Here is a 25,899-nt window from a genome sequence, read left to right on the forward strand (position 1 = left end):
AGACAAGCGGAGGCGCCGTGACCATGGATCCCGACTTTCGTCGGGATGACGAAGGAACGAAGGGGCGGCGCAGGACGGACCCTTATTCGTCGGTGCGCATCTTCACCTTGTTGGGCAGGTCCTTGCCCTTGGTGCGGCGCGAGGGGAGCTGCACCGGATTCTTCTTCTTCCATTCCTTGAACGTCATCGGCCCGTCGGGCGTGTCGATCATCGTATCGTCGAGGCTCATCGTGTCGGCTCCGGGGTCGCGCCGCTATAGTCGTAGAAGCCGCGGCCGGTCTTGCGGCCGTACCAGCCGGCCTCGACATATTTGACGAGCAGCGGCGCCGGGCGGAATTTGGGATCGCCGGTGCCGTCGAACAAGACGCGGATGATCTCGAGACAGGTGTCGAGGCCGATGAAGTCGGCGAGCGTCAGGGGGCCCATCGGATGGTTGAGGCCCAATTGGCAGGCGAGGTCAATGTCGCGGATCGTCGCGACGCCCTCGCCGAGCGCGAAGATCGCCTCGTTGATCATCGGCATCAGCACGCGGTTGACGATGAAGCCGGGCGCGTCATTGGCGCGCACCACCGCCTTGCCGAGCCGGTCCGCATAGGCCTCGATCGCGGCGACGGTGGTGTCGGCGGTGGCGAGGCCGCGGATCACCTCGATCAGCCCCATCACCGGCACCGGGTTGAAGAAGTGAACGCCGATGAAGCGCGCCGGATCGGGCGTGCTCTGCGCCAGCCGCGTGATCGGGATCGATGAGGTGTTGGAGGCGAGGATCGCGTCGCGGCCGAGCACCGTGCCGACCTCGGCGAAGATGGCGCGCTTGATCTCCTCGCGCTCGGTCGCCGCCTCGATCACCAGGCCGCATTCGGCCATGGCGGCAAGGGCGGCGACCGGTTCGATGCGGGCGAGCGTCGCGTCGCGCGTCGCCGCGTCGATCTTCTCCTTGTCGACGGCGCGGGCGAGCAATTTGGCGATGCCCGCCTTGCCCGCCTCGGCGCGCTCGATCGACACGTCGCTGAGCAGCACGCGATAGCCCGCCGCTGCCGAAACCTGGGCAATGCCGGCGCCCATCTGGCCCGACCCGATCACTCCCACTGCCTGCATGTCCGTCTCCTATTGGCTTTGCCGCCGGCCATAGCCGGTTTCGGCGCGGCTGCCAGCGGCGCGCATCAGGGCGCGGGACGTTCCGCCTGCGCCTCGGCGAGATAGAGGCCGAACATGCCGTCGGGGTCGGTCCATTCGCGGATCGGCGTCCAGCCGCCCGAGCGCAGCAGGATGCGCGCGTCGCGCGAGCCGTATTTATGGCTGTTCTCGGTGTGGATGCTCTCGCCCTCGGCAATCGCGAAGGGGCGGCCGTCGACGGTGAAGGCGACGTCGCGCGTCGCGACGAGGTGCATCTCGATCCGCGCGCGGTCGTCGTTCCAGCGCGCCTCGTGCGCGAAGGCGTCGACCGGGATGGTGCCGGCGAGTTCGCGGTTGATCCGGTCGAGCAGATTGCGGTTGAACGCCGCGGTGACGCCGCCGGCATCGTCATAGGCGGCGACCAGCGTCGCCTCGTCCTTGATCCGGTCCATGCCGATCAGCAGCATCGCGCCCTCGCCGAGCGAGGCACGCATCGTGCGCAGCAGGTCGACCGCCATCAGCGGGATCATGTTGCCGATCGTCGAACCGGGAAAGAAGCCGAGCTTGGGCGTATCCACCACCGCGCGCGGCAGGGTCAGCGGGCGCATGAAGTCCGCCTCGAACGGCAGCACCGGCAGGCCCGGGAAGGCCTCGGCGAGTGTCAGCGACGATTCGCGCAGGAAGTCGCCGGAGATGTCGATCGGCACATAGGCGGACGGGTCGGTGCAGCGCAGCAGCAGCGGCGTCTTGAGCGACGATCCCGAACCGAACTCGATCACCGCGCGGCCACGCCCCGCCACCTCGGCGACCTCGGCACAGACGTGTTCGAGCATCGCGGTCTCGGTCCGCGTCGGATAATATTCGGGGACGCTGGTGATGTCCTCGAATAGTTCGGAACCGCGGCGGTCGTAGAACCAGCGCGCGGGGATCGCGCGCGGGCGGCGTTCGAGCCCGGCGAGCACGTCCGCGCGGAATTGCGGATCGGCGAGCGACTGCTCGCCGTCCTCGACTTCGGGCTTGAGCATTACAGATCCTTGGCGAGCCGCACGCCGGTGAACTGCCAGCGCTGGTGCGGGTAGAAGAAGTTGCGGTAGCAGGCGCGGGCATGGCCGCGCGGGGTGGCGCAGCTGCCGCCGCGCAGCACGAACTGGCCGCTCATGAACTTGCCGTTGTATTCGCCGACCGCGCCGGCGACCGGGCGGAAGCCGGGATAGGGGCGATAGGCGCTGCCGGTCCATTCCCAGACGTCGCCGAAGAAGGCGGGGCCGGCGGCGGGGCGCGGCTCGACCGGCCCTGCGGCGTCCATCTGGTTGCCGGCGTGGCTGTCGTGCGCCTGCGCCGCGGCTTCCCATTCGAATTCGGTCGGCAGCCGTGCGCCGGCCCAGCTCGCATAGGCGTCCGCCTCGTAGAGGCTGACGTGCGTCACCGGCGCGGCGGGGTCGATCGGGCGCCGCCCGTCGAGGCCGAAGCGCGTCCAGGTGCCGTCGCGTTGCTCCCAATAGAGCGGCGCAGCGATCCCCTCCGCCTTGACCCACGCCCAGCCGTCGGCGAGCCAGTAAGCGGGATCGCGATAGCCGCCGTCGGCGATGAACGCCGCCCATTCGCCGTTGGTGACGGTGCGGTCGGCGATGGCATGCGGCGCGAGCAGGGCATCGTGGCGCGGGCCTTCGCAATCGAAGGCGAAGCCCTCCCCGCCGTGACCGATGCGGACGATGCCCCCGGCATGCTCGATCCAGCCGATCGGCCCGGGCATCGCCACCGGTACCTTGGGCGCGGCGGGCCAGATCGCCGGCTCGAGCGGATTCTCGCCGAACAGGTGGAGGATGTCGGTGACGAGCAGCTCCTGATGCTGCTCCTCGTGATGGCAGCCGAGCGTGACCAGCTCGCGCGCGGCGTCGGGCAGGTCGTCGAGCGTGGCGAGCAGGGCGTCGTCGACATGAGCGCGATAGGCGCGCACCTCGTCGAGCGACGGGCGGGTGATCATGCCGCGGCGGTCGCGCGCGTGGCGGCGCCCCTCCGCCTCGTAATAGCTGTTGAACAGGAAGGGGAAGCGCTCGTCGTGCAGGCGGTAGCCGGCGACATGGTCGCGCAGCACGAAGGTCTCGAAGAACCAGGTGGTGTGCGCAAGATGCCATTTGGTCGGCGACGCATCGGGCATCGACTGGACGGTGGCATCGGCATCCGACAGCGGCGCGGCGAGCGCGAGGGTGAGCGCACGGACATGGCGGAACCGCTCGGCAAGGGCGGCACGCGGTGCGGGAGCGATCTTCAACATGGCAAACCCTCCCCGGTGCGGCTTGCCGCAGATCAGGATGACGCATGAAACGCCAAAGGGTTGCAGCAGCTTGCGGATTTGTTCCCGCGGGTTGGCGGAAAACGTCGGGCGGGGAAGCCCGCCCGCGCCGTATCGGCTAGCGGCTCGCTCCCGGCTGCCAGAGGATGTCGCCTGCGCCGGCGCCATTGACGACGCGGGTCGCGACGAACAGCCAGTCCGACAGGCGGTTGAGATAGGCGAGCGCCGGCGCGTTGAGCCCCTCCGCCGCCACCGCGCTGCGCTCGGCGCGGCGGACGATCGCGCGGGCGAGGTGGAGCGCCGCGGCACCGGCGTCGCCGCCGGGCAGGATGAAGCTGGTCAGCGGCGCGAGACCGGCGTTCATCGCGTCGATCTCCGACTCGAGCCGCGCGACCTGTGCCGGCACGATGCGCAGCGCGCCGTCGATCCCCGCGGGCGTCGCAATGTCCGCGCCGAGATCGAACAGGTCGTTCTGGATGACGCGCAGCGCCGCCGCAGGCGCCCGCTCGCCGAGCGCGGCGACGGCGACGCCGATCGCGCTGTTCGCCTCGTCGATGTCGCCGATCGCCGCCATGCGCGGATCGGCCTTGGAGACGCGCGACCCGTCGACCAGCCCGGTGGTGCCGGCGTCGCCGGTGCGCGTGTAGATGCGGTTGAGCTTGACCAAGGCGGTCAGGTGCGGCCGGCGAGGAACAGGATCAGCACCACGATCAGGATCGCCAGCGCCTGGAAGAAGATGCGCATCTGCATCATCTTGTTCGACTTGAGCGAGGCGGCGGACGGCCCTTCGCCGCCGCGCACCTGCGCATGCGATTCCTGAAGGAAGGCGATGACGCCACGCACCAGCGCGACCACCGTCGCCAGCATCGCCGCGATCAGCAGCAGGACGAGGAAGGTGTTCATCCGCTATAGGTAAGCGCTCGCCACCATAAAGCCAATGGGAAGCCGGCCATCGCGCAACGCCGCCGCCAGCGCCCGCCCGTCCTCGCCCGCGGCACGCAGATCGGCGAGCGCCGGCGCGCCGTTGCGCTTGGCAAGCCGCGTGCCGTCGGGGCCGAGCAGCAGCGGGTGATGGCGGTAGCGCGGCGTCGGCAGGCCGAGCAACGCCTGCAGCAAGCGGTGGATGTCGGTGGCGCGCATCAGGTCGCGCCCGCGCACGACATCGGTGATGCCCTGCGCGGCATCGTCGATCGTCACCGCCAGGTGATAGCTCGCCGGGGCATCCTTGCGCGCCAGCACGACGTCGCCGAACGCGCCCGGATCGGCGCGCTGCGGCCCGGCGATCGCATCATGCCAGTCGAGCGGCCCCGCCGCCGCGACCGCCCGGTCGACCGCCAGCCGCCACGCATGCGGCACGCCGGCGGCGATCCGCGCCGCCGTGTCCGCTGCCGGCAGATGCCGGCAGGTGCCGGGATAGACCAGCCCGTCCGGCCCGTGATGCGGCGCCGACGCGCTCGCGGCGATATCGGCGCGCGTGCAGAAACAGGCATAGAGAAGGTCGCGCTCGCGCAGCGCCGCCAGCGCCGCGCGATAGGCGGCGAGCCGGGTCGACTGGCGCAGCACCGGCCCGTCCCAGGCGAGGCCGAGCCAGGCGAGATCCTCGACGATGCCGGCGACATGCTCCTCGCGACTGCGCGTGCCGTCGATATCCTCGATGCGCAGCAGGAAGCGGCCACCGGCGGCGCGGCCATGGTCGTGCGCCTGCAACGCCGCATAGGCATGGCCGAGGTGGAGCCGCCCGGTCGGGCTCGGCGCGAAGCGGGTGACGACGGCCGTCATCGGCGCGCCACCGGGTGCGGCCTGCCGCACAAGGCTTGACCGCCATCAATCGGGCGTGCTGTCATACCAGCGTCACTCTCGTGGGCGACAGGGCCTGCGGGTAATCCGTGGGAGGAGCCGTGTTTCATCCCGATCTGATCCGTCACCCCGATTCTTGTCCGGCGCTGGTACTCAACGCCGACTACACGCCCCTGTCCTATTATCCGCTCAGCGTCTGGCCGTGGCAGACCGCGATCAAGGCGGTGTTCCTCGACCGGGTCGATATCGTCGCGCATTACGAACGCACCGTGCGCAGCCCGACCGCGGAGATCAAGCTGCCCTCGGTAATTGCGCTCAAACAATATGTGCGCCCCTCGGCCTTTCCCGCCTTCACCCGCTTCAACCTGTTCCTGCGCGACAAATTCGCCTGCCAATATTGCGGCGTCGGGCGCGACCTGACCTTCGACCATGTCGTGCCGCGCGCGCAGGGCGGGCGGACGACGTGGGAGAATGTCGTCACCGCCTGCGCGCCGTGCAACCTCAAGAAGGGCGGGCGGACGCCAAAACAGGCGCATATGCCGCTGTATGTCGAGCCGATCCGGCCGACCAACTGGCATTTGCAGGAACATGGCCGCGCCTTCCCGCCTAACTATCTCCACGACACATGGCACGACTGGCTCTACTGGGACGTTGAGCTGGAAGCGTAACGAACGGAGACCGGGTTTGCGGACGGGGATGATGATCGCGGCGGCGCTCGCGATACCGGCAATGCTGGCCGGCTGCGGCGAGCGCCAGGAGAAGATGGCGCAGGCGGACGCCAATGCCGCCGGCTTCGTGCCCCCGGCGGTGACCAGCCGCGTCGACTTCACCAGCACGATGGAGCGGCGTTTCCGCGCGCTCGACCGCAACGCCGACGACCGGCTCGACAAGACCGAGCTGCCCCGCCAGAACAGCCGCCTGATGGGCCTCGACCGCAATGGCGACGGCGTGATCAGCCTGATCGAATGGGACGAAGGCACGCTCAAGCGCTTCGACCAGATGGACCTCAACCACGACGGCACCGTCACCTCCGAAGAGGAAAAGGAATGGCGCGCCGCCCGCGCCGCCGGCCGCTCCCCGACCGCGCGACCGACGACGCCGGTGCCGGGCGATCCGCTCGGGAACAGCGGGGGGTGAGGGCGCGGAGCGGGCGGTGCCCGGTCGGCGCGCCCGGCGGCGGCGATGCACGACCGGCTCCGGTGCGATCACTGCGGAGCCAGGCGTCGGATCGACAGGTCGGTGGATTGCGAGACCTTTGCGGTATCGCTCCTGGACTCCTGCGGACGCAGGAGCCCAGGGTCGCAGAGATTACACGCCGTTACTCTGCTTGACCCTGGGTTCCTGCATGCGCAGGAACACGGGTGCTTGGGCAAGCGACGCCGGCTTTCGTCACGGCCTAGCAGGGTCTCCGGCCGCGCTGCCACACCCGGATGAACGCAACGATCGCGCCGTCAGCGATCGCCGGGAGCTGTCGCAGCCTTAACGCCCGTCGTGCCCCCTCACGCCGCCTCCAGCGCCTCGGTCGCCTCCAGCCACGTCGCTTCCGCCGCCTCGATCTGCGCCTGCACGTCGGCGCGACGCTTCATCAGCTCGCTCATCGCCAGTTTGGCGAATTTGGGCTCGGCGGTCTTGGGATCGAACATCGCGCGGTCGATCGCGTTGCGGTCGGTGGTGAGGCGGGCGATCTCCGCCTCGCAGTCGCGGATCGTCTTTCGGCGGGCCTTGTCGGCGTCGCGGTCGAACGGCTTGGCCTTGCCCTTTTTCGCCTTGGGCTCGTCCTGCTTGTCGCCGGCGAGCACGAAGGCGATGTAATCGTCGAGGCTGCCGTCGAATTCGCGCGCGGTGCCGCCGTCGACCAGCACCAGCCGGTCGGCGGTCATCTCAAGCATGTGGCGATCGTGGCTGACCAGCACGACCGCGCCGGTGTAGGAGTTGAGCGCCTGGATCAGCGCCTCGCGCGCATCGACGTCGAGGTGGTTGGTCGGCTCGTCGAGGATGAGCATGTGCGGTGCGTCGCGGGTGATCAGCGCCAGCGCGAGCCGCGCCTTCTCGCCGCCCGACATCCGGCCGACCTTGCCGACCGCCTTGTCGCCGGAAAAGCCGAAGCGGCCGAGCTGCGCGCGCACCGCGGCCGGGCTGGCGCCCTTCATGATCCGCGTCATATGTTCGAGCGGCGTATCGTCGGCGTCGAGCTCCTCCACCTGATATTGGGTGAAATAGCCGACCTTCATCTTGCCGCTCGCGTTCATCGCGCCGTCCATCGGCGCCAGCTGCGCGGCGAGCAGGCGGGCGAGCGTGGTCTTGCCGTTGCCATTGCGCCCCAGCAGCGCGACGCGGTCGTCAGGATCGAGCCGCATGTTGAGCCGCTTGAGGATCGGTGTCTCGGCATAGCCGACGCTCGCCATGTCGAGCGTGATCAGCGGCGGGCGCAGCTCGCTGGGATCGGGGAAGTCGAACGACAGCGTCGGATCGTTGGCGAGCTCGGCGATCGGCTGCATCTTGGCGAGCATCTTCTGCCGGCTCTGCGCCTGTTTGGCGGTCGAGGCGCGCGCCGAGTTGCGCGCGACATAATCCTGCAGCTTGGCGCGCTGCGCATCCTGATTGGCCTTGGCGGCGGCGAGCTGCGCCATCCGTTCGGCGCGCTGCCGCTCGAAACTGTCGTAGCCGCCGGCGTAGAGCGTGATCTTGCCGTTCTGCAGGTGGAGGATGTGATCCACGACATTGTTGAGGAAGTCGCGCTCGTGGCTGACCACGACGATCGTCGCCTTGTAGCCGACGAGGAAGTCCTCCAGCCACATCACCGCTTCGAGGTCGAGGTGGTTGGACGGTTCGTCGAGCAGCAACAGGTCGGGCTGAGAGAACAGCAGCGCGGCGAGCGCGACGCGCATCTTCCAGCCGCCCGAGAAGCTGTCGAGCGGGCGCTGCTGCATCTCTTCGTCGAAGCCGAGGCCGAGCAGGATCTGCGCGGCGCGCATCGGCGCGGTATAGGCGTCGATCGCGATCAGCCGCTCGTAGACGTCGCCGAGCCGGTCGGGGTCCTCGCTCGTCTCCGATTCGATCATCAGCGCGGCGCGCTCGGTATCGGCGGCGAGCACCGTCTCGAACGGCGTCGCGGTGCCCGACGGCGCTTCCTGCGCGATATAGCCGAGCCGCGCGCCCTTGGGCATGTCGGCGGTGCCGTCGTCGGGTTCGAGCATGCCGGCGATGACGCGGACCAGCGTCGACTTGCCGGCGCCGTTGCGGCCGATCAGGCCGACGCGACTGCCCGGCGGCAGCGCCGCGGTCGCGCCGTCGAGGATCGTGCGGCCGCCGAGGCGCACGGTGATGCCGTTGAGGTTGAGCATGGCGCGCGCTGTAGCAGATGTTGCGTTGCAGCTAAAGCGGTGCGGGCCGATCGGCGTGCGGTCGGGAACGGAACCGCCCCCGGCCTTTCCGTCACGGCCGTCGGCGCTTCGACACGCTCAGCGCGCACGGCGCTGCTGCCGAATCGTCACAGCGCGCGGATCAGGCGGGCGGCCTGCGCCAGCCAGGGGGGCGAGGGGATCGCGGTCGGGCGGGCGTTGGGGGTGAGGGGTAGAAGGAGCAGGGCGTCGCCGTCGCGGCCGATCAGGCGGGCGAAGAGGAAGCGGCCGGCGGCGACAGGGACGAGCACGTCGCGGTTGAGCGCCTCGCCGAACCGGTCGGGCGTGCGCAGCTCGCACCAGATCGCGTCGCCGGCGCGATAGTCGCCGACGCTGCCGTCGACCGAGATCGCGACGCTGCCCGCGGACGGCTCGGGCGGCACCAGGGTGAGCGACTGGCGCGGCGCATGCGCACCGTCGGCGTCGAGCGTCGCGGCGACGGGCAGGGTGGCGCGATCGGGCAGAGTGACGAGATCGGCGGGCGCGACGCCGAGCGCGGCGGCGATGCGGTTGAGCCAGGCGACCGAGACGGTGCGCGTTCCCGTCTCGAGCCGGCCGATCGTCTGGGCCGTGGTCGGCGGGATGCAGGCCCGTGCGACCGCATCGAGCGTCATGCCCTTGGCACGGCGGACTTCCCGGATGGCGGTGATCATCGAACGCCCCTTTTTTAACCGATGTGGTTATTCACCTGTCCTACAAAGCTGACGTTGTGGCAAGAGACCGGCGACTCGGCAATAGGAGGACAGGATGCGGGATCTGGTCGATCAGGTGCTGGCGAGCGGGCGTCACGTCACGGTGAACGTCGCCGAATCGCCGCTCGGCTGGCTGCGCGCGCGCGGGCTGGTCGATGCGCGGCAGTTCGAGGCGGGGGAGCGGTTGCGCGGCGATTATGAGACGGCGGCGCTCGGACCGCGGGTGACGATGCGCTGGGCGGATCGCGTTGACGGCGGCGGCGAGGGACTCGACCCGACCTCCGCGCAGATCGCCGCCAAGCGCCGGTTCGATGCGGCGCTGGCGGCGGCGGGGCGGGGACTCGCCGACGTCGCGTGGCGGGTGATCTGCGCGGGCGAAGGGCTGCCCGCCGCCGAAAAGGCGCTCGGCTGGCCGGCGCGCGCCGGGCGGCTGGTGCTGACGCTCGCGCTCGACCGGCTGGCGGATCATTATCGTTTGCCGTGAGCGGCCCGGCGGGTGTAACGGCGCCGCCAGAGAGAACATAAGCGGCCCGCAGGGTCGCAGCGGGAATGGATGTGGTGCGCTTCGACTTCGTCAAATGCCATGGATCGGGCAACGACTTTCCGCTGATCGACGCGCGCGGCATCGCCCTGCCGGCGGCGGAATGGGCGGCGGTGGCGCGGGCGCTCGCCGATCGGCGCGGGCCGGTCGGCGGCGACGGGCTGCTGCTGTTCCGCGACGCCGGCGACGGCGCGGACTTCGCGATGACGATGCTCAACTCCGACGGCAGCGAGGCGGAGACATGCCTCAACGGGCTGCGCTGCGTCGCACGCATGGGGTTCGAGGCGCTGGGCATCGATCGGGCGACGGTGCAGCTCAAGACCTCGCGCGCGACGGTGGCGCGCGACGCGGCGCTGGCGCCCGACGTCTATACGATACGCGAGACGGCGGGGCCGGCGGATCTCGACGCCGCCGCCTGGCCGCTGCACGGCGCGGGCGGGCGGATCGTCGATGCGCCGGTGGCGCCGCTCGGCTCGGACCGGCACTTCACCGCGGTGGCGATGCCCAATCCGCATCTCGTCGCCTTCGTCGACCGGATCGACGAGGCGGAGCTGGTCGCGATCGGCGAAAGCTGCGAAGCGGCGCCCGACTGGCTGCCCAACCGCGCCAATGTCTCGTTCGTCGAACTGCGCGACGCCGACGCGGATCGGCAGGCGCTGTTCGTGCGGACGTTCGAACGCGGCGTCGGGCTGACCGACAGTTGCGGCAGCGCGATGGCCGCCTCGGCCTTCGCCGCCTGTCTGACCGGGCGGCTGGCGTATGACGCGGCGATCACCGTGTTCAACAAGGGCGGACTGGTGCGGGCGCAGGTGGCGCGGGATGCGATGGTCAGCCTGTCGGGCAATGCGACCTGGGAATGGCGCGGCTCGGTCAGCGTCGACACGGCGCAGGCGCGGGCGGGCGACCTGACGGTCGCGGCGCATTGCGACGCCGAGATCGCCGCCTGGGCCAGGCTCGCCGATGCGGCGAGCCGTTGATCCGGCAGGGCGCCGAAACGTTATAGGAATTGCGATACGCGGTATCGCCGGAAAGCGACGGACATGCGCGACGACACGAACTACTTCTACGCACGGGCGGAAACCGAACTGGAACTGGCCCAGCGCGCGACCCATCCCGAAGCGGTGCGGGCCCACTATATCATCGCCAACCACTATCTCGATCGCTGCTACGGCGGCGGCGAGCCGACGGCGGACGCGGGCAGCGAGGACGATGCGGCCGATTGACCGATGAACCCTTGCCCGCGCCAGTCGTTCAAGGATGCGGACGAGGGCGGCAATCATGGATGGCGGCGACGACGGCAGTAACGGACGGGACCCATCGCGCCTTCGGCAGGAGGCGAAGCTGCAACCGCTCGGCCAGGCGCTGCGCGCGACCTATGACGCCGAGAATCACGCGACACTGTCGAAGGATGTGACCGGATTGATGCTCGACCTGGCGCATGTGCCGTTCGAGCCGCATGAGTTCGAGCCATTGATCGCACCGCTGCGGCCGCCGCTGCCGCGGAGCTGGCTGGCGCGGATGCGGCTGGCGCTGCGCCGGCGCAAGGCGCGCTGATCACGCCTCGACGGGCATGCCCTGGGCGACCGAGAGCAGCGAACCGAAGATCGTCTCCAGCATCGCCAGCGCCTGCGGGCTGAGGCGGATCGGCGTATCGTCGGTGATCGGCCCGGGGCGTTCGAGCTCGATGAAACCGGCATTGCCGAGCGCGAGCAGCCAGCGGCGCGCGAGCAGCCAGTCGACGGTGATCCGCCGCGCGATCTCGCCGCCGTTGATCGCGCGGGCCTCCGCCTCCGCGACATAGGCGCTGAGCATGATCTCGGTGGCGGGATTGCCCATCAGCGCCTGGCCGAAGGCGCGCTTGCCGTGGCCGATCGCGGTCAGCAGCATCCGCGCCATCCGCCATTGCGCCTCGACCGCCGACGGCGAGACGTCGGGTTCACGCAACGGCTGGCAGGTCACCGCCAATTGCCAGTCACCCTGTGCACCGATCCGCGAGACGTGGAGGTTGACCCACAGGATGCTGCCGTCGGCCCGCGCATGGCGATGGGTGAAGAATCGCGCCTCGCCGCTGTCGAGGATATGGCGGAGCTGGCGTTCGCCGGCGGGGCGATCGGCGGCGGCGAGCGTGTCGAGGACGCTGTGACCGATAATCGCGCCACGCGGCAGGCTGAGGATCGACTCATAGGCCGAGTCGATGTCGACGACGGTCAGATCCGAGCGGATCAGGCCGTGCGCCGCGGGTCCCAACGCCATCCTCATAAAAAATCGTTTCGGTTTAATCGGTTATGATCGTGCGTCATGCCGTCTCTGCCGTTCCCGCCGGAAAGCTGACCGTCGCCCGCACCGATCCGCCCGCGCGTGCCGTTGGCCGTCCTCTCCGCCTGTATCTGCAATGAAACCGATTGTGACACAATTAGTTGGACAGGTCGATCAGAGATTGTGAGCGTTCACAATAGGTCGTAATCCGACAAAACCTATCTGGTACAAAAAGCTTGACATCGTCACGCTGTTTGAGTACAAAACAGGAACGATGAGGAATTGCGGGCGGGGCCGCGGCATGGGCGACACCGTCCGGCGCCGCTGCCTTTCGTTTGCGGAGCGGGAGGCGGGCGATGGCGCGAGGCAGGGCGGCGGGCGGTCGGCAGCGGTGGACGCCGACACGGACGTCGATGTTTCTCGACCGGATCGCCGCGGGGCAGGATGCCGCGGCGGCGGCCGAGGCGGCGGCGGTGGACGTGACGCAGGCATATCGCCGGCTGCGTGACGACGACGGCTTCGCCCGCGGCTGGCGGGCGGCGACCGAGGCCGCGCGGCTGCTCGTCGAAACGCAGATGATCGCGGCGATCCTCCACGGTGACGGCGGCTTCGATCGCGATGCCGCGATGCGGCTGGTGCTGGCGGGGCGCCGCGCCCCGGCGGGCGATGCAGCGCCGGCGGTGGCGACGCGCGAGGAGACCGATGCGCTGATCCTCGACCGGCTCGCCAAGGTCGCCGGGCGGTCGCGGCAGGGCGATGCGGCATGAGCGGGGCCGCGGGGGATATGGTCGCGGCGCTCGCCGCTCTGCCGGAAGCGGAGCGGCGGTGGGTGATCGGGTCGCTGCCGGCCGCGGCGACGCGCGAACTGGCCGAACGCTGGCAGGGCGGCTGGGCGCGCGCCGGGCAGGTGGCGCCCGACGGCGATTGGCGGATCTGGCTGATCCGTGCCGGGCGCGGCTTCGGCAAGACGCGCGCCGGGGCCGAATGGGTCAGCGCGGTGGCGCGCGATCCGGCGGCGCGTATCGCGCTGGTCGGCGCGACCGCGGCGGAGGTGCGGCGGGTGATGATCGACGGGCCGAGCGGCCTGCGCGCGGTCGCCAAGACGCAGCAGGTGCCGAGCTATCGGATCAGCCACGGCGAATTGCGCTGGCCGAGCGGCGCGCTGGCGCGCGTCTATTCGGCGGATGCGCCCGATCAGCTGCGCGGCCCCGAACATAGCGCGGCCTGGTGCGACGAACTGGCGAAGTGGCGGCGCGGCGATGCCGCATGGGACAATCTGATGATGGGGATGCGGCGCGGACCGGCACCGCGCGTGGTGGTGACGACGACGCCGCAGCCGACGGCGTTGATGAAGCGCCTGCTGCGCACCCGCGGGCTGATCGAGACGCGGGGCGCGACGCGCGACAATCCGTACCTGCCGGCGCGCTTCGTCGCACAGGTCGAAGAGGCCTATGGCGGCACCGCACTCGGCCGGCAGGAGCTCGACGGCGAGTTGATCGAGGATCTCGGCGGCGCCTTGTGGACGCGCGGCGGGATCGAGGCGTGCCGGGCGGAACCGCCGTCGGCGCTGGTCCGCACCGTCGTCGGCATCGATCCGCCGGCGGGCGGCGACGGCATACCGGGCGACGCCTGCGGCATCGTCGCGGTCGGACGCGACGATGCCGGCATCGGCTATGTGCTGGAGGATGCGAGCCTCGTCGCGCGGACGCCGGAGGAATGGGCGCGGGCGGCGGCGGAGTGCGCGGCGCGGCATCGCGCCGACCGGGTGGTGGCGGAGGCCAATCAGGGCGGGGCGATGGTGCGATCGGTGCTGCTCGCCGCCGACGTGACGCTGCCGGTGGTGCTGGTCCATGCCAGCCGCGGCAAGGTGGCGCGGGCCGAGCCGGTCGCGACGTTGTACGAACGCGGGCGGGTCAAGCATGGCGGGCGCTTCCCCGCGCTTGAGGACGAGCTGTGCGGGCTCGTCGCGGGCGGCGGCTATCATGGGCCGGGCCGGTCGCCGGATCGCGCCGATGCGCTGGTGTGGGCGCTGAGCGAGCTGATGCTCGGTCGGCGCGCGCAGGCGGGGGTGCGGGGATTGTAGCACGCGGGCGCGGGCAGACCGACGCAGGCTTGTCCGTGTGACCCTGGGCTCCTGCCTTTGCAGGAGCACGGACGTTTTACGCGCGCGTCGCTCGACGACGCTTGCGCTCCTATCGATGGCGGGAGACGATCATGCGGTTGTTCGGACGCAAGCCGGCGCGCGAGGGCGCGCGGCCGGCGCTGTCGCGGGCGGCGACGGGGGTGTCGGTCGGCGACTGGCCGCGCTCCTATGAGGCGCAGGTGCGCGACGGCTATGGCGGCAATGCGATCGCGCAGCGCGCGGTCAAGCTGGTCGCGGAAAGCGTCGCGGCGGCGCCGGTCGTCGCCAGCGCGCCGGCGCTCGCCGCGCTCGTCCAGGCGCGGACCGGCGGCCAGGCGCTGCTGGAGAGCGTCGCCGCGCAGATGCTGCTGCACGGCAATGCCTATGTCCAGCTGCTGCGCGATGGCGAGGGCGAGGTCGCCGCGCTCTACGCCTTGCGGCCCGAGCGGGTCACCGCCGAGCTCGACGCGGCGGGCTGGCCGACGGCGTACGTCTATCGCGTCGGCGAACGGCGGACGCGGCTCGATGCCGAGGGTCCGCGGCCGGCGGTGGTGCATCTGCGCGGCTATAACCCGACCGACGATCATTACGGCATGGGCTGCCTCGGCGCGGCGGCGGGCGCGGTGGCGGTGCACAATGCCGCGGCACGCTGGAACAAGGCGCTGCTCGACAATGCGGCGCGGCCGTCGGGCGCCCTGGTCTATGATCCGCAGGATGGCGCGGCGCTGTCGCCCGACCAGTTCGCGCGGCTGCGCAGCGAGATGGAGGCGGGCTTCGGCGGTGCGGGCAATGCCGGGCGGCCGATGCTGCTCGAGGGCGGACTGCGCTGGCAGCCGCTGTCGCTGAGCCCGGCGGACATGGACTTCGTCGGCCTCAAGGCGGCGGCGGCGCGCGAGATCGCGCTCGCCTTCGGCGTGCCGCCGATGCTGCTCGGCCTGCCCGGGGACGCGACCTATGCCAATTACCGCGAGGCCAATCGCGCTCTGTGGCGGCTGACCGTGCTGCCGCTCGCCGAGACGATCCTCGCGGGCCTGGCGCAGGGCCTCGCCGGCTGGTTCGCGGACGCGCGCCTGCGCGTCGACCTCGATCGCGTGCCGGCGCTGAGCGAGGACCGCGAGCGGCTGTGGGCGAGCGTCAGCGCGGCGAGCTTCCTGACCGACGACGAGAAACGCAAATTGGTGGGAGTGGAACGATGAGCGAGGTTCTGGCGCAACTGATGGCGCAGGCGGCACGCGAGGGCAGCAATCTCGCGACGATGCGCGCGATCGCCGAGGAGGCGGGCGAATTGTCGGCGATGCGCGCGTTGAAGCGGCTCGGCCTCGCCGATGAGGAGGCGCGCGACGATCTCGCCGCGCTGCGCGAATTGCTGGCGACGTGGCGCGACGCCAAACGATCGGCGTGGAAGGCGCTCGCCGGCTGGCTGATGCGGCTGGCGGGGGCGCTGCTGCTCGCCGGCTTCGCGGTCAAGCTCGGCTGGCGGACGTGGCTCGAATGAGCGCGCTGCGCTTCGCCGGCTATGCGGCGCTGTTCGATCGCGCCGATCGTGCCGGCGACGTGATCCGCGCCGGCGCCTTCGCGCGGCCGGAGCGCGTGCCGCTGCTCTGGCAGCATCGCGGTGCGCCGATCGGCCGGATCGCGGCGATCGGCGAGGATGCGCGCGGGCTGCGCATCGCGGGCGAGATCGACGATGCCCGGCTTGCCGCTCTGGTGCGGGCGCAGGCGGTCGACGGGCTGTCGGTCGGCTACCGGCCGCTGCGCATCGCGCAGGGTGCGCGGCGCGAACTGCTGCGCGTCGCGCTCGCCGAGGTCAGCCTCGTCGCGGTGCCGATGCAGCCGGGGGCGCGGATCGATCGGGTCGGCTGACCCGGCACAGGGTTTCTGGAGGGAGAATGACGATGGACGTGGTCGATCGGCCGGCGTTGGACGGCGCACGCGTGGCGCCGGCGGACGGGGCTTTCGAAGGCTTCGTGCGGCAGGGCACGATATTGGAAACCAAGGCCTTCACCTCGGTGAGCGACGAAGCGGGCGGCTATGCCGTGCCGCGCGAGATCGATGCCGAGATCGCGCGGGTGCTGACCCAGGCATCCCCCATCCGCGCGATCGCCAAGGTGGTGACGGTGGGATCGGCGGGTTATCGCAAGCTCATCACCAGCGGCGGCACGCCGTCGGGCTGGGCGAGCGAGACCGGGCCGCGGCCGGAGAGCGCGACGCCGGTGTTCACCGAACTCGCGCCGCCGATGGGCGAGCTGTACGCCAATCCCTCGGCGAGCCAGGCGATGCTCGACGATGCGGCGTTCGACGTCGAGCTGTGGCTGGCGGGCGAGATCGCCGCCGAATTCGCGCGGGCGGAGGGTGCGGCGTTCGTCGCCGGCAGTGGCGACAATCGCCCGCGCGGTTTCCTGACGCAGCCGGTGTCGACCGCCAGGGATGGCGCGCGCCCGCTCGGCACGTTGCAATATCTGCCGTCGGGCGCGGCGGGCGATTTCGCCGGCGCGGCGGACGAGCGGCTGATCGACCTGATGCAGAGCCTGCGCGCGCCCTATCGGCAGGGGGCCTGCTGGGTGATGAATGCGAGCACGCTCGCGCGCATCCGCAAGATCAAGAGCGGCGACGGCCATCCGCTGTGGCAGCCGGGGCTGGCCGACGGGCGGCCGGCGAGCCTGCTCGGCTATCCGGTGATCGAGGCGGAGGACATGCCGGATATCGCCGCCAACGCCGCGGCGATCGCCTTCGGCAATTTCACCGCGGGCTATCTGATCGCCGAGCGCGGCGAGACGACGATCCTGCGCGATCCCTATTCGAACAAGCCGTTCGTCAGCTTCTACGCGACCAAGCGGATCGGCGGCTGCGTCGCCGACAGCGAGGCGATCAAGCTGATGAAATTCGCCGCCGCCTGAGCGCGGCCGCAGCGGGATGACAGGGGAGGGGGGCATATGGAAGCGGCGATCACCGCCGTCGCGGCGGCGGCGGCGGACTATCTGCGGATGGCGGCGGCGGACGGGGTGCTGGTGCGCGCCGCCGCGGCGGCACTGGCGCTGGCCGAGGCATTCTGCGGGCAGCGGCTGATCGAGCGGAGGTTCGATCAGCCGGTCGTCGCCTCGCCCGACTGGCAATTGCTCGACGAGGCGCCGGTGCGGGCGATCGTGGCGCCGGTCGACGGCGTCGCGCTCGACATCGATCGTGGCGGGATCGGCTGGGTGCGCGCCGCGGCGACGGGGACGGTGTCCTATACGGCAGGGCTGGCGGCGGACTGGGCGACGGTGCCCGCGCCGATCGCGCAGGGCGTGGTGCTGCTCGCCGCGCATCTGTTCGAGCATCGCGACGGGCGCGGCGAGCCGCCCGCCGCGGTGGCGGCCCTGTGGCGGCCGTACCGGCGGCTGCGGCTGGCGACGGCGGTGCAGCGGTGAGCGCGGCGGCGGTGTTGCAGGCGGCGGCGCTGGCGCAGCTGTCGCGGCGGATGCGGGTGTTCACCGCGCCGCCGCTGCGCGCCTCGCTGCCGCGCGTCGTGCTCGACGACGCGGTGCTCGCCGCGGCGGATGCGGTGGGCGTGAGCGGGCGGATCGGCACGATCGGCGTCACCTGCACCGACAGCGGCGAACAGCCCGACCGGCTGCGCATGCTGGTCGAGCAGGTCGAGACGGCGATGGCGGCGATCCCGCCCGATCTCGGCGCGGGCTGGCGGCTCGCCGCGCTGACGCTGACCCGCAGCCGCATCGTCCACGGCAAGGAGGTGCGCGGCGACGTCCGCTCCGAGCGGGGCGAGCAATGGACCGCGACCTGCCTGTTCGCGGTGCGGATGTTCCGGATCAACTGATCGGGACCGCGCAGAAGCGCGTTCCGCGGCGCCTGCCCGCTCCCCCGCCCCGCCTCCCAGTCATGATGCCGATGGGAGGCGGGGCGGGGGAGCGGGCAGGCGCCGCTCTTTCTATTCAACCAGGAGACGTACGATGGCGGTGGAACGGGGCAGTGCCTTTCTGCTCAAGATCGGCGACGGCGCGGCGGCGCCGGCGTTCGCGACGGTGGCCGGGCTGCGGACGACGCAGATGAGCGTCAACGGCGAGACGGTGGTGATCACCAACAAGGATTCGGGCGGCTGGCGGCAGTTGCTGTCGGGCGCCGGGGTGCGCAGCGTCAGCGTCTCGGGCGCGGGCGTGTTCACCGGATCGGCGGGCGAGGCGCGGATCAGAGCCAATGCACTCGCCGGGACGATCGACGATTACCGGCTGAGCTTCGAGGGCGGCGACAGCATGACCGGCCGCTTCCTCGTCACCAAGCTCGACTATGCCGGCGATTTCAACGGCGAGCGATCCTATACGCTGAGCCTCGAAAGCTCCGGCCCGGTGGTGGCGGCATGAGCGCGGCGGCCAATCCGGCGCGCGGCGAATGCGCCGTGCGGGTCGATGGATGCGAGCTGGTGCTGCGGCCGTCGTTCCAGGCGTTGGTCGCGGCGGAGCAGGAGCTGGGCTCGCTGTTCGACCTCGTCACCCGCGCCGCTGACGGCAAGCTGGCGATCGGCGAGCTGGTCGCCCTGTTCTGGCATTGCCTGCGCGAGCCGCCGGCGGGGATGACGCGCGAGACGCTGGGCGAGTCGCTGGTCGCGCTCGGGCTCGCCCAACTGACGCCGGTGCTGCGCCACCTGCTCCACCAGATTTTGGCGGGGCGATGAGCGGTTTTACGGCGGCGGCGGTGCGGCTGGCGGGTGCGGCGGGGGCGATCCTGGGGTGGAGCCCCGACGCCTTCTGGCGCGCCACGCCGGCCGAACTCGCGGCACTGGTCGCGGCGATGCGGGACGGCGGCGGGGCGGCGACGCCGCCCGACGCCGCGACGATCGCCGCCTTGCAGGAGGCACATCCGGATGGATGAGGTGGAGCGGATGATGATCGGCGTGCGCGCCGACACGACGGGGTTCGCGCGCGACGTCGAGGCGATGCGGAGCACGCTCGAGGATAGTCTCGGCGCGGGGGCGCAGCGGGTCGGGCGGACGATCGAGGCGGCGCTGCTGCATGCGGCGCGCAGCGGCAGCTTCGGCTTCGAGGAATTGAAGGGCGTCGCGCTGGCGGCGATGGCACAGATCGCCAAGGCGGCGCTGCACGCCGGCGTCGGCGCGCTGTTCGGTGGCGCTGGCGGTGGCGGTGGCAGTGGCAGGGCGCCGGCGGGCGGCGATGCCGGCGGGTGTTTCGGCAACGGCGGTCCCGATGTGTTGGGATCGCTCCTGCAGCGCGGCTGGCCGGGGCGGGCGACCGGCGGGCCGGTGACGGCGGGGCGCGGCTATATCGTCGGCGAGCGCGGTCCCGAAATGTTCGTGCCGACCGCGAGCGGACGGATCGAGCCGGCCGCGGCGGCGCCGCGCGACGTCCGCGTGACGATCCACGTCCAGACCGCGCCGGGCGAGGCGCCGGCGGCGATGGAACGATCGAGCCGGCAGGTGGCGCGCGCGGTGCGTGCGGCGCTGAGCGAATGAGGGGGTAGGCGGATGGCATTCTGGCTGTGTGCGACGCCGCCGGCGGCGGACGCCGTCCTCTCGCGCTTCGACGCGCGCTTCTGGACGGTCGACTTCCCGCGGCCGATGATGGCGGCGGTGACCAATCCGGCGGCGGATGCGCTGCGCGTCGATCTGGTGTTCCAGACGCGCGGCGACCTCGCCGGGCTGATCTGGGCGGCGGAGGACCGCTTCGATCACCCCTTGCTGCGCTATGCGACGGAGCGCGACTTTCGCGGCTGCCGGTTCCGCTTCCGCTGGCGGTCGCAGGGAATCCTGCCGCTCGACGCGGTCAACGGGCCGACGCTGACGATCGAGGGGCGCGACGCGGCGGGGCAGGCGGCGACCTGGTACGTGCGGCTGTGGAATTATGCCACGGGTACGCCCGAGGATGCGGCGGTGACGCTCGACTTCGCCGATCTCGCCGGCGGGTTCCGGCTGCCCGACGATGCGCGGCCGGTATGGGCGGGCGATATCGACCGGCTGTTCGTATCGATGGTGCCGCCCGGTTATGACGGCAGCGATGCCCTGCTGCCCGCGGCGGCGGAGGGCTGGGTCGAGCTGAGCGACATCGCCTGCGACGGGCCGGGTGCGGTGATCGGGCTCGGCGACGTGGTCGTGCCCGAACACGGCTTCGCCGTCGCCAGCGGGTATGACGACAGCTATCACCTCACCCCGGCCCGGCTGCTGCGCAATGCGCTGCATCTCGGCTATCGCGGTGCGATCACGCATTATGTCGGGATGAGCCATTATTTCCGGCTCGAACCGCTCGGCGCCGGGCTGTACGTCAGCCTGCGCGGCGGGGTGATCAATGCCGCCTGCGCCGCCTGGCATCGCGACTTCGCCGAGCGGGCGCAGCGGCTCGGCTATGCGCTGATCTGGTCGCTGAGCTACGAACTGCTCGACGCGCATTGCTGGAACGACTGGAAGCAGCGCGCCGCGGACGGGACGCCGGCGCGGACCGGCTGGACGCCGCCGTCGGCGCTGCTGTCGCCGGCGCATGACGGGGCGATGCGTTACCTGCACCAGGTGGCGACGGCGTTCGTCGGACTCGGCGTCGCGGCGGGGCTGGCGCCGCACTTCCAGGTCGGCGAGCCGTGGTGGTGGCTGATGGCGGACGGGCGGCCGTGCCTGTACGACGCGGCGGCGGTGGCGGCCTTCGCGCCGGTCGCGATTCGTTCGGTGCGGGCGCCGCTCGACGCGGTGCAGCGCGCGACGCTCGATCGCGCGGGGGCGGCGCTGGCGGCGTCGACCTCGGCGCTGGTCGCGCAGGTGCGGGGCGCGTTTCCGGGCTGTCGCACCTATCTGCTCGCCTATCTGCCGACGGTGCTCGACGGTGCGGCGCCGGACTGGGCGCGTGCCGCCTTGCCGGTCGGCTGGGCGGCGCCGGCCTTCGACGTGTTGCAGCTCGAAGATTACGACTGGGTCACCGCCGGCGACGGCGCGCTGACCGCGCGCGGCGTCGCGGTGGCGCAGGCGCGGCTCGGCTATCCACCGGCAGAGCAGCAATATTTCGCCGGCTTCGTCGCCGAGGCCGCGCAGGCGGCGGCGCATTGGCCACGCATCGAGGCGGCGGCCCAAGCGGCGCGGGCGCGCGGCGCCGCGGCCGTGACCCTGTGGGCGCTGCCGCAGGTGATGCGCGACGGCTTCGTCCATTTCGAAGGGGAGGATGCGATGCAGGATTACGACGATATCCTCTTTCCGATCGCACTCGGCCGCGAGGCGGCGGTGACGCCGGCATTTTCGACGACGATCCTGACCGCGGCGGGCGGCGCCGAGCAGCGCAACGCCGCCTGGGCGGAAGCGCGCACCAGTTACGACGTCGGGCCGGGGGTGCGCAGCGAGGCGGACATCGCCGTCCTGCTCGCCTTCTTCCGGGCGCGGATGGGGCCGGCGCGCGCCTTTCGCCTGCGCGATCCGTTCGATGCCGAGGGGCAGGACGAGCCGCTCGGCAGCGGCGACGGCGTCAGGCGGCAGTTCGCGCTCGTCCGCCATTATGGCGCGGCGGTACGGCGGATCGTCCGGCCGGTCGAGGGCAGCGTCCGCGTCGCGATTGACGGGGTGGCGACGCAGGCGTTCAGCCTGGTGGCGGACGGCATGCTGCTGTTCGACACCGCTCCGGCAGCGGGTACGCGCGTGACGGCGAGCTTCGTCTTCGACGTCGTCGTGCGCTTCGCCGAGGATCATCTGCGCGTCAGCCGCACGACCTTCCTCGCCGGTGAGGCGGTGTCGGTGCCGTTGATCGAGGTGCGGACGTGAGCGCGCTGTCCTGCATCGCCTATTGCTGGCGGATCGAGCGGCGCGACGGGATCGCGATCGGGCTGACCACGCATGACCGCGACCTGACGATCGACGGCATGACCTATCGCGCCGCGCCGGGCATGACGCCCTCGGCGATCGAGCGCCATGCCGGGCTCGAGGCGGATACGATGGACGTGCGCGGCAGCCTGACCAGCGCGGCGATCGGCGAGGCGGACCTGCTCGCCGGGCGCTGGGACGGCGCATGGGTGCGGCTGTTCGCGGTCGACTGGGAGATGGGCGCGATCGTCGCGCCGCTGGGCGCCGGGCGGATCGGCGCGGTCGAGCTGGGCGAGGACGGCTTCACCGCCGAACTCGCCGGCGCGAGCGCGGCGCTCGACCGTGCGGTGGTCGAGGAGACCTCCGCCGCCTGCCGCGCCGAACTGGGCGACCGGCGTTGCCGCGTCGCGATGGCGGCGCGGCGCCGGTTCGCCCGGGTGGTCGCGATCGCCGAGCGGGTGGTGACGCTCGACGCGGCGGAGCCGGTCGCGGGAGCCTATGCCGGCGGCGTGCTGCGCTGGTTCGGCGGCGCGAACGGCGGGCTGGTGCAGGCGATCGACGCCTCGGCGGGATCGACGGTGACGCTGCGCGCGCCACCGGTCTTTGCGGTCGGCGAAGGCGTGCTCGTCGAGCTGGGCGAGGGATGCGACAAGCGCTTCGCGACCTGCGCCGGGCGTTTCGCCAATGCGGCGAACTTCCGGGGCGAGCCGCATCTGCCGGGCATGGACCTGCTGACGCGCTATTCCGGTGGCTAGGGGCGTGGCGGTCGCGGCGGCGGCGCGGGCGCTGGTCGGGGTACGCTTCCGCCTGCATGGCCGCGATCCCGCGCACGGGCTCGACTGTATCGGCGTGATCGCGGCGGCGCTGCGCGGCGCGGGTTGGCGGGGCACGGTGCCGAGCGGCTATCCGCTGCGCGGTGGCGATCCGGCGCAGGTCGCGGCGCGGTTCGACAGGGTGCTGGCGCGCGGCGACGGCGCGGCGACGGGGGACGTGCTGCTGTTCGCGAGCGGGCCGGCGCAGCTGCACGGTGCGGTGCGGGTCGCGGGCGGCATCGTCCATGCCGATGCGGCCCTGCGCCGCGTGGTCGAGCGACCGGGCCGGCCGGACTGGCCGTTGCTCGGCGCCTGGCGGTACGAGGGGGAAGGGTGATGGCGACCTTGGTGCTGAGCACGGTCGGGCGAGCGTTGGGCGGGCCGATCGGCGGCGCGGTCGGCGCGATCCTCGGCCAGGCGATCGATGCGCGGCTGTTCCGCCACGCCGCGCGCGAGGGGCCGCGGCTCGCCGACCTGTCGGTGCAGACGTCGAGCTACGGCACGCCGCTGCCGCAATTGTTCGGGACGATGCGCGTCGCGGGAACGGTGATCTGGTCGACCGACCTGATCGAGACCCGCAACAGCCAGCGCGGCAGCAAGGGGCGGCCGGCGACCAACACCTACAGCTACAGCGCGAGCTTCGCGGTGGCGCTGTCGGCGCGGCCGATCGTCGCGGTGCGGCGGATCTGGGCGGAGGGCAGACTCCTGCGCGGCGCGGCGGGCGACTGGAAGACGCAGACGGGCTTCCGGTTGCATCCCGGCAGCGAGGACCAGCCGGTCGATCCGCTGATCGCCGCGGCGATGGGGGCGACGCCCGCCTATCGCGGTATCGCCTATGCGGTGTTCGAGGGCTTGCCGCTCGCCGATTTCGGCAACCGCATCCCGTCGCTGACCTTCGAGGTGGTCGCCGATGCGGCGGCGGTGCCGAGCGGGACGATCGCCGCGACGATCTCGCCCGAGGTGACGGCGCAGGGCGGGCTGCCGCTCGACGGCTTCGCCGCGGCGGGGGCGAACGTGCGCGGTGTGCTCGAGACGCTGGCGCTGCTCGACGGCGGCTGGTGGCGCAGCGACGGCGCGCGGCTGGTGCGGCAGACCGACACGGGTGCGGCGGTGCCGATCGCCGACGCGGGGCTGGCGGCGGGCGGGCGGACGCCGCGGCGGCGCAGAACGGTCGCCGCGCTCGCCAGCGTGCCGCGCGAGGTGGCGGTGGCGCATCACGACCCGGCGCGCGACTATCAGGTCGGCGTGCAGCGCATGCGGCGGCCGGGACCGGGCGAGCGGATCGATCGCGTCGAATTGCCCGCGGTGATCGACGCGACCGCGGCGAAGGGCGTCGCGGCGGCGCTGCTCGCGCGGGGCGAGATCGAACGGACGCGGCGGCAGGTCGCGCTCGGCCGGGAGGGACTCGGCATCGCGCCGGGCGCGATCGTCGCACTCGATGGCGAGGCGGGGCGCTGGCGGGTGGCGAGCAGCAGCATCTCGGGCGTGCTGACGACGTTGACGCTGCTGCCGATCGGCACGGTGCCGGTGGCCGGCGCGGCGAGCAGCGGCGCCTGCCTGCCGGCGGCCGATCTGCCGATCGGGCGCACGACGCTGGTGGCGGCGGAGCTGCCCGAGCTCGGCGAGGCACCGCTGACGCTGCCGCGGCTGAGCGTCGTGGCGTGCGGCAGCGGGCCGGGCTGGCGACAGGCGACGTTGCTCTACAGCCTCGACGAGGGCGCGAGCTGGAGCGCGGCGCCGGCGAGCGCGGCGCCGGGGATGATCGGCACGGTCGACGTGCCGCCCGCCGCGGCGGCATCCGGCCGGCTGGCCGACCGGCAGAGCGCGGTGGTGGTCACGCTGCTGCGCGACGACATGATGCTGGGCGATGCCGATGCGGTGATGCGCGGGCAGGGCGGCAATCTCGCGCTGGTCGGCGACGAACTGATCCAGTTCGCGACCGCGACGCCGCTCGGCGGCGGGCGCTGGCGGCTGACCGACCTGATGCGCGGCGTGCGCGGCAGCGAGGCGGCGATCGCGACGCATCGTACCGGCGAGCGATTCGTGCTGATCGAGCCCGACGCGATCACCGCGATCGCGCTGCCGGCGGCGGCGATCGGCCGGCGGCTGCGGCTGCTGGCGAGCGGCGTCGGCGATGTGGCGCCGGTGGAGACGGCGGTGACGATCACCGGCGCCTCGGTCGCGCCTCCCGCGCCGGTGCTCGGCTCCGTCACCGTCGAGGCGGACGGCGGCATGACCGTGCGCTGGGTCCGTCGCAGTCGTGCCGGATGGAGCTGGCGCGACGGCGTCGACGTGCCGCTCGGCGAGGAGAGCGAAGGCTATCGCCTCGCCTGGACGACATCGGCAGGACCGCAGGCGGCCGTCACCGACGCGCCCGCCTATCGCTTCACCGCTGCGGCGCGGCCGCCGGCCGGGACGAGCGTCACGGTCGTCCAGCTGGGGACGCTCGCCGTCTCGACACCATTGACGATCATCGTGGGAGACACGGCATGACCACCATCGACCAGAGCGCCCGGCTGGCCTTGCCCTTCCTCGCGCCCGGCCAGGCGGGCAAGGAGCTGACGCACAACGAGGCGCTGGCGCGGCTCGACATGCTCGTCCAGCCGGTGGTGGCCGGCGCCGGCGGCAACGTTCCGCCCGCCGATCCGCGGCCCGGCCAGTGCTGGATCGTCGGAGCGGCGCCCGAGGGGGTCTGGGCGGGGCAGGCGCAGGCGCTGGCCGGATGGACCGGCGACGGCTGGCGGTTCGTCCGGCCCGCCGAGGGCTATGCCGCATGGAACGCTTCGACCCATCAACCGATTGTTTACCACGATGGCGCGTGGCACGATGGCGACGTCTATGCCGGTCGGCTGGTGATCGGCGGGGAAACCGTCGTCGGCGCGCGCGGCGCGGCGATCGACGACCCTGTCGGCGGAACCATCGTGGATGACGTGGCTCGGGAGGTTTTGACTAGGATTCTCAGTGCTTTGCGACAGCACGGTCTGATCGCGCGGTGAAAATGAGTGTGGGATTCCTGCAACAGGTCCCGGCTTTTGCATTCTTGCGTGGAAACCAACCCTCGGATAGTGAGTTTGCCCTGTCCGTAGTGACACTCA

General features: G+C 71.7%; 33 protein-coding genes. 23 read left to right on the top strand and 10 right to left on the bottom strand.

Annotated elements, in window-relative coordinates; genetic code table 11:
* Positions 1-82: 82 nt before the first annotated feature.
* The 7 genes from PBN85_RS01715 to gluQRS all read right to left on the bottom strand — a co-directional run bounded on the left by PBN85_RS01715 (position 83) and on the right by gluQRS (position 5,185).
* Positions 83-229, bottom strand: coding sequence for a hypothetical protein (locus PBN85_RS01715; protein WP_200870433.1), 147 nt, complete (start codon positions 227-229; stop codon positions 83-85).
* Positions 226-1,095 (bottom strand): 3-hydroxybutyryl-CoA dehydrogenase, encoded by an 870-nt coding sequence (locus tag PBN85_RS01720; RefSeq protein ID WP_037535105.1) that lies wholly within the window; start codon positions 1,093-1,095, stop codon positions 226-228. Before PBN85_RS01720 ends, PBN85_RS01715 begins: the two co-directional genes overlap by 4 nt.
* Before the next feature lie 65 nt (positions 1,096-1,160).
* Entirely contained in the window at positions 1,161-2,138 is a 978-nt protein-coding gene (gene egtD / locus PBN85_RS01725) for an L-histidine N(alpha)-methyltransferase (RefSeq protein ID WP_271299948.1), read from the bottom strand.
* Entirely contained in the window at positions 2,138-3,388 is a 1,251-nt protein-coding gene (gene egtB, locus PBN85_RS01730; protein WP_271299949.1) for an ergothioneine biosynthesis protein EgtB, read from the bottom strand. Before egtB ends, egtD begins: the two co-directional genes overlap by 1 nt.
* A 136-nt stretch (positions 3,389-3,524) precedes the next feature.
* On the bottom strand, positions 3,525-4,073 hold the full coding sequence (locus PBN85_RS01735; protein WP_271299950.1) for a cob(I)yrinic acid a,c-diamide adenosyltransferase: 549 nt from the start codon (positions 4,071-4,073) through the stop codon (positions 3,525-3,527).
* A gap of 5 nt (positions 4,074-4,078) precedes the next feature.
* On the bottom strand, positions 4,079-4,309 hold the full coding sequence (locus PBN85_RS01740) for a twin transmembrane helix small protein (protein WP_037535109.1): 231 nt from the start codon (positions 4,307-4,309) through the stop codon (positions 4,079-4,081).
* A gap of 3 nt (positions 4,310-4,312) precedes the next feature.
* The gene (gene gluQRS, locus PBN85_RS01745; protein ID WP_271299951.1) at positions 4,313-5,185 is read right to left on the bottom strand and encodes a tRNA glutamyl-Q(34) synthetase GluQRS; all 873 of its coding nucleotides are present in this window, start codon (positions 5,183-5,185) and stop codon (positions 4,313-4,315) included.
* A gap of 119 nt (positions 5,186-5,304) precedes the next feature.
* Between gluQRS and PBN85_RS01750 the strand changes: the two genes are divergently transcribed.
* Both PBN85_RS01750 and PBN85_RS01755 read left to right on the top strand, forming a co-directional pair.
* Positions 5,305-5,871: an HNH endonuclease gene (locus PBN85_RS01750; protein WP_037535110.1), complete on the top strand. Its 567-nt coding sequence runs from the start codon at positions 5,305-5,307 to the stop codon at positions 5,869-5,871.
* A gap of 28 nt (positions 5,872-5,899) precedes the next feature.
* A complete protein-coding gene (locus PBN85_RS01755; RefSeq protein WP_235199772.1) occupies positions 5,900-6,340 on the top strand; it encodes a hypothetical protein in 441 nt (146 codons plus the stop codon).
* Between the two features lie 362 nt (positions 6,341-6,702).
* Here the strand turns inward: PBN85_RS01755 and PBN85_RS01760 are convergent, their stop codons facing one another.
* Both PBN85_RS01760 and PBN85_RS01765 read right to left on the bottom strand, forming a co-directional pair.
* Positions 6,703-8,547 (bottom strand): ABC-F family ATP-binding cassette domain-containing protein, encoded by a 1,845-nt coding sequence (locus PBN85_RS01760; RefSeq protein WP_271299952.1) that lies wholly within the window; start codon positions 8,545-8,547, stop codon positions 6,703-6,705.
* Positions 8,548-8,693: 146 nt separating this feature from the next.
* Positions 8,694-9,257, bottom strand: coding sequence for a helix-turn-helix domain-containing protein (locus tag PBN85_RS01765; protein ID WP_271299953.1), 564 nt, complete (start codon positions 9,255-9,257; stop codon positions 8,694-8,696).
* A gap of 94 nt (positions 9,258-9,351) precedes the next feature.
* Between PBN85_RS01765 and PBN85_RS01770 the strand changes: the two genes are divergently transcribed.
* The 4 genes from PBN85_RS01770 (at position 9,352) to PBN85_RS01785 (ending at position 11,391) form a co-directional block, all read left to right on the top strand.
* On the top strand, positions 9,352-9,780 hold the full coding sequence (locus PBN85_RS01770) for a DUF6456 domain-containing protein (protein WP_271299954.1): 429 nt from the start codon (positions 9,352-9,354) through the stop codon (positions 9,778-9,780).
* Between the two features lie 74 nt (positions 9,781-9,854).
* Positions 9,855-10,814: a diaminopimelate epimerase gene (gene dapF, locus PBN85_RS01775; RefSeq protein WP_271300820.1), complete on the top strand. Its 960-nt coding sequence runs from the start codon at positions 9,855-9,857 to the stop codon at positions 10,812-10,814.
* Between the two features lie 63 nt (positions 10,815-10,877).
* Entirely contained in the window at positions 10,878-11,060 is a 183-nt protein-coding gene (locus PBN85_RS01780) for a hypothetical protein (protein WP_037535114.1), read from the top strand.
* A gap of 55 nt (positions 11,061-11,115) precedes the next feature.
* Complete coding sequence (locus PBN85_RS01785) at positions 11,116-11,391, top strand: hypothetical protein (RefSeq protein WP_051583508.1); 276 nt, start codon at positions 11,116-11,118, stop codon at positions 11,389-11,391.
* On the opposite strand, the gene PBN85_RS01790 is transcribed toward PBN85_RS01785, so the two are convergent.
* The gene (locus PBN85_RS01790; protein WP_081793104.1) at positions 11,392-12,096 is read right to left on the bottom strand and encodes a PAS domain-containing protein; all 705 of its coding nucleotides are present in this window, start codon (positions 12,094-12,096) and stop codon (positions 11,392-11,394) included.
* Positions 12,097-12,506: 410 nt separating this feature from the next.
* Between PBN85_RS01790 and PBN85_RS01795 the strand changes: the two genes are divergently transcribed.
* From PBN85_RS01795 to PBN85_RS01875, 17 genes are all read left to right on the top strand, one after another.
* Positions 12,507-12,860, top strand: coding sequence for a hypothetical protein (locus PBN85_RS01795; RefSeq protein WP_271299955.1), 354 nt, complete (start codon positions 12,507-12,509; stop codon positions 12,858-12,860).
* Positions 12,857-14,176 (top strand): DNA-packaging protein, encoded by a 1,320-nt coding sequence (locus PBN85_RS01800; RefSeq protein WP_271299956.1) that lies wholly within the window; start codon positions 12,857-12,859, stop codon positions 14,174-14,176. The genes PBN85_RS01795 and PBN85_RS01800 overlap by 4 nt, the downstream gene beginning before the upstream one ends.
* Positions 14,177-14,307: 131 nt before the next feature.
* Positions 14,308-15,411: a phage portal protein gene (locus tag PBN85_RS01805; RefSeq protein ID WP_271299957.1), complete on the top strand. Its 1,104-nt coding sequence runs from the start codon at positions 14,308-14,310 to the stop codon at positions 15,409-15,411.
* Positions 15,408-15,710 (top strand): DUF6127 family protein, encoded by a 303-nt coding sequence (locus tag PBN85_RS01810; protein ID WP_037535118.1) that lies wholly within the window; start codon positions 15,408-15,410, stop codon positions 15,708-15,710. The genes PBN85_RS01805 and PBN85_RS01810 overlap by 4 nt, the downstream gene beginning before the upstream one ends.
* Positions 15,707-16,078, top strand: a complete 372-nt coding sequence (locus tag PBN85_RS01815) for an HK97 family phage prohead protease (protein WP_271299958.1) — start codon at positions 15,707-15,709, stop codon at positions 16,076-16,078. Before PBN85_RS01810 ends, PBN85_RS01815 begins: the two co-directional genes overlap by 4 nt.
* Before the next feature lie 32 nt (positions 16,079-16,110).
* Positions 16,111-17,112 carry a phage major capsid protein gene (locus PBN85_RS01820; RefSeq protein ID WP_271300821.1) on the top strand — a complete coding sequence of 334 codons (1,002 nt, stop codon included), beginning with the start codon at positions 16,111-16,113 and terminating at the stop codon, positions 17,110-17,112.
* Positions 17,113-17,148: 36 nt separating this feature from the next.
* A complete protein-coding gene (locus tag PBN85_RS01825; RefSeq protein WP_271299959.1) occupies positions 17,149-17,622 on the top strand; it encodes a head-tail connector protein in 474 nt (157 codons plus the stop codon).
* On the top strand, positions 17,619-18,029 hold the full coding sequence (locus PBN85_RS01830) for a DUF3168 domain-containing protein (RefSeq protein WP_271299960.1): 411 nt from the start codon (positions 17,619-17,621) through the stop codon (positions 18,027-18,029). Before PBN85_RS01825 ends, PBN85_RS01830 begins: the two co-directional genes overlap by 4 nt.
* 133 nt (positions 18,030-18,162) lie before the next feature.
* Positions 18,163-18,570, top strand: a complete 408-nt coding sequence (locus PBN85_RS01835; protein ID WP_271299961.1) for a phage major tail protein, TP901-1 family — start codon at positions 18,163-18,165, stop codon at positions 18,568-18,570.
* The gene (locus tag PBN85_RS01840; protein WP_271299962.1) at positions 18,567-18,881 is read left to right on the top strand and encodes a gene transfer agent family protein; all 315 of its coding nucleotides are present in this window, start codon (positions 18,567-18,569) and stop codon (positions 18,879-18,881) included. The genes PBN85_RS01835 and PBN85_RS01840 overlap by 4 nt, the downstream gene beginning before the upstream one ends.
* Positions 18,878-19,078 (top strand): phage tail assembly chaperone, encoded by a 201-nt coding sequence (locus PBN85_RS01845; RefSeq protein ID WP_271299963.1) that lies wholly within the window; start codon positions 18,878-18,880, stop codon positions 19,076-19,078. Before PBN85_RS01840 ends, PBN85_RS01845 begins: the two co-directional genes overlap by 4 nt.
* The gene (locus tag PBN85_RS01850; protein WP_271299964.1) at positions 19,071-19,676 is read left to right on the top strand and encodes a tail tape measure protein; all 606 of its coding nucleotides are present in this window, start codon (positions 19,071-19,073) and stop codon (positions 19,674-19,676) included. Before PBN85_RS01845 ends, PBN85_RS01850 begins: the two co-directional genes overlap by 8 nt.
* 12 nt (positions 19,677-19,688) lie before the next feature.
* Positions 19,689-21,953, top strand: coding sequence for a DUF2460 domain-containing protein (locus PBN85_RS01855; RefSeq protein ID WP_271299965.1), 2,265 nt, complete (start codon positions 19,689-19,691; stop codon positions 21,951-21,953).
* Complete coding sequence (locus tag PBN85_RS01860; RefSeq protein ID WP_037535498.1) at positions 21,950-22,747, top strand: DUF2163 domain-containing protein; 798 nt, start codon at positions 21,950-21,952, stop codon at positions 22,745-22,747. Before PBN85_RS01855 ends, PBN85_RS01860 begins: the two co-directional genes overlap by 4 nt.
* Complete coding sequence (locus PBN85_RS01865; RefSeq protein ID WP_271299966.1) at positions 22,740-23,141, top strand: peptidoglycan endopeptidase; 402 nt, start codon at positions 22,740-22,742, stop codon at positions 23,139-23,141. The genes PBN85_RS01860 and PBN85_RS01865 overlap by 8 nt, the downstream gene beginning before the upstream one ends.
* On the top strand, positions 23,141-25,297 hold the full coding sequence (locus PBN85_RS01870) for a phage tail protein (RefSeq protein WP_271299967.1): 2,157 nt from the start codon (positions 23,141-23,143) through the stop codon (positions 25,295-25,297). Before PBN85_RS01865 ends, PBN85_RS01870 begins: the two co-directional genes overlap by 1 nt.
* The gene (locus tag PBN85_RS01875) at positions 25,294-25,800 is read left to right on the top strand and encodes a DUF2793 domain-containing protein (protein ID WP_271299968.1); all 507 of its coding nucleotides are present in this window, start codon (positions 25,294-25,296) and stop codon (positions 25,798-25,800) included. Before PBN85_RS01870 ends, PBN85_RS01875 begins: the two co-directional genes overlap by 4 nt.
* Positions 25,801-25,899: the final 99 nt, after the last annotated feature.

This window comes from Sphingomonas sp. CV7422 (genome assembly GCF_027945725.1).
In the GTDB taxonomy this organism is placed as follows: domain Bacteria; phylum Pseudomonadota; class Alphaproteobacteria; order Sphingomonadales; family Sphingomonadaceae; genus Sphingomonas; species Sphingomonas kyungheensis.

Coding starts and splice junctions, on each gene's coding strand:
- PBN85_RS01715 (WP_200870433.1), bottom strand. CDS start 229: ATGAGCCTCGACGATACGATGATCGACACGCCCGACGGGCCGATGACG.
- PBN85_RS01720 (WP_037535105.1), bottom strand. CDS start 1,095: ATGCAGGCAGTGGGAGTGATCGGGTCGGGCCAGATGGGCGCCGGCATT.
- egtD (WP_271299948.1), bottom strand. CDS start 2,138: ATGCTCAAGCCCGAAGTCGAGGACGGCGAGCAGTCGCTCGCCGATCCG.
- egtB (WP_271299949.1), bottom strand. CDS start 3,388: ATGTTGAAGATCGCTCCCGCACCGCGTGCCGCCCTTGCCGAGCGGTTC.
- PBN85_RS01740 (WP_037535109.1), bottom strand. CDS start 4,309: ATGAACACCTTCCTCGTCCTGCTGCTGATCGCGGCGATGCTGGCGACG.
- gluQRS (WP_271299951.1), bottom strand. CDS start 5,185: ATGACGGCCGTCGTCACCCGCTTCGCGCCGAGCCCGACCGGGCGGCTC.
- PBN85_RS01755 (WP_235199772.1), top strand. CDS start 5,900: ATGATGATCGCGGCGGCGCTCGCGATACCGGCAATGCTGGCCGGCTGC.
- PBN85_RS01760 (WP_271299952.1), bottom strand. CDS start 8,547: ATGCTCAACCTCAACGGCATCACCGTGCGCCTCGGCGGCCGCACGATC.
- PBN85_RS01765 (WP_271299953.1), bottom strand. CDS start 9,257: ATGATCACCGCCATCCGGGAAGTCCGCCGTGCCAAGGGCATGACGCTC.
- PBN85_RS01770 (WP_271299954.1), top strand. CDS start 9,352: ATGCGGGATCTGGTCGATCAGGTGCTGGCGAGCGGGCGTCACGTCACG.
- PBN85_RS01780 (WP_037535114.1), top strand. CDS start 10,878: ATGCGCGACGACACGAACTACTTCTACGCACGGGCGGAAACCGAACTG.
- PBN85_RS01785 (WP_051583508.1), top strand. CDS start 11,116: ATGGATGGCGGCGACGACGGCAGTAACGGACGGGACCCATCGCGCCTT.
- PBN85_RS01790 (WP_081793104.1), bottom strand. CDS start 12,096: ATGAGGATGGCGTTGGGACCCGCGGCGCACGGCCTGATCCGCTCGGAT.
- PBN85_RS01795 (WP_271299955.1), top strand. CDS start 12,507: ATGTTTCTCGACCGGATCGCCGCGGGGCAGGATGCCGCGGCGGCGGCC.
- PBN85_RS01800 (WP_271299956.1), top strand. CDS start 12,857: ATGAGCGGGGCCGCGGGGGATATGGTCGCGGCGCTCGCCGCTCTGCCG.
- PBN85_RS01805 (WP_271299957.1), top strand. CDS start 14,308: ATGCGGTTGTTCGGACGCAAGCCGGCGCGCGAGGGCGCGCGGCCGGCG.
- PBN85_RS01810 (WP_037535118.1), top strand. CDS start 15,408: ATGAGCGAGGTTCTGGCGCAACTGATGGCGCAGGCGGCACGCGAGGGC.
- PBN85_RS01815 (WP_271299958.1), top strand. CDS start 15,707: ATGAGCGCGCTGCGCTTCGCCGGCTATGCGGCGCTGTTCGATCGCGCC.
- PBN85_RS01820 (WP_271300821.1), top strand. CDS start 16,111: ATGGACGTGGTCGATCGGCCGGCGTTGGACGGCGCACGCGTGGCGCCG.
- PBN85_RS01825 (WP_271299959.1), top strand. CDS start 17,149: ATGGAAGCGGCGATCACCGCCGTCGCGGCGGCGGCGGCGGACTATCTG.
- PBN85_RS01835 (WP_271299961.1), top strand. CDS start 18,163: ATGGCGGTGGAACGGGGCAGTGCCTTTCTGCTCAAGATCGGCGACGGC.
- PBN85_RS01840 (WP_271299962.1), top strand. CDS start 18,567: ATGAGCGCGGCGGCCAATCCGGCGCGCGGCGAATGCGCCGTGCGGGTC.
- PBN85_RS01845 (WP_271299963.1), top strand. CDS start 18,878: ATGAGCGGTTTTACGGCGGCGGCGGTGCGGCTGGCGGGTGCGGCGGGG.
- PBN85_RS01850 (WP_271299964.1), top strand. CDS start 19,071: ATGGATGAGGTGGAGCGGATGATGATCGGCGTGCGCGCCGACACGACG.
- PBN85_RS01855 (WP_271299965.1), top strand. CDS start 19,689: ATGGCATTCTGGCTGTGTGCGACGCCGCCGGCGGCGGACGCCGTCCTC.
- PBN85_RS01870 (WP_271299967.1), top strand. CDS start 23,141: ATGGCGACCTTGGTGCTGAGCACGGTCGGGCGAGCGTTGGGCGGGCCG.
- PBN85_RS01875 (WP_271299968.1), top strand. CDS start 25,294: ATGACCACCATCGACCAGAGCGCCCGGCTGGCCTTGCCCTTCCTCGCG.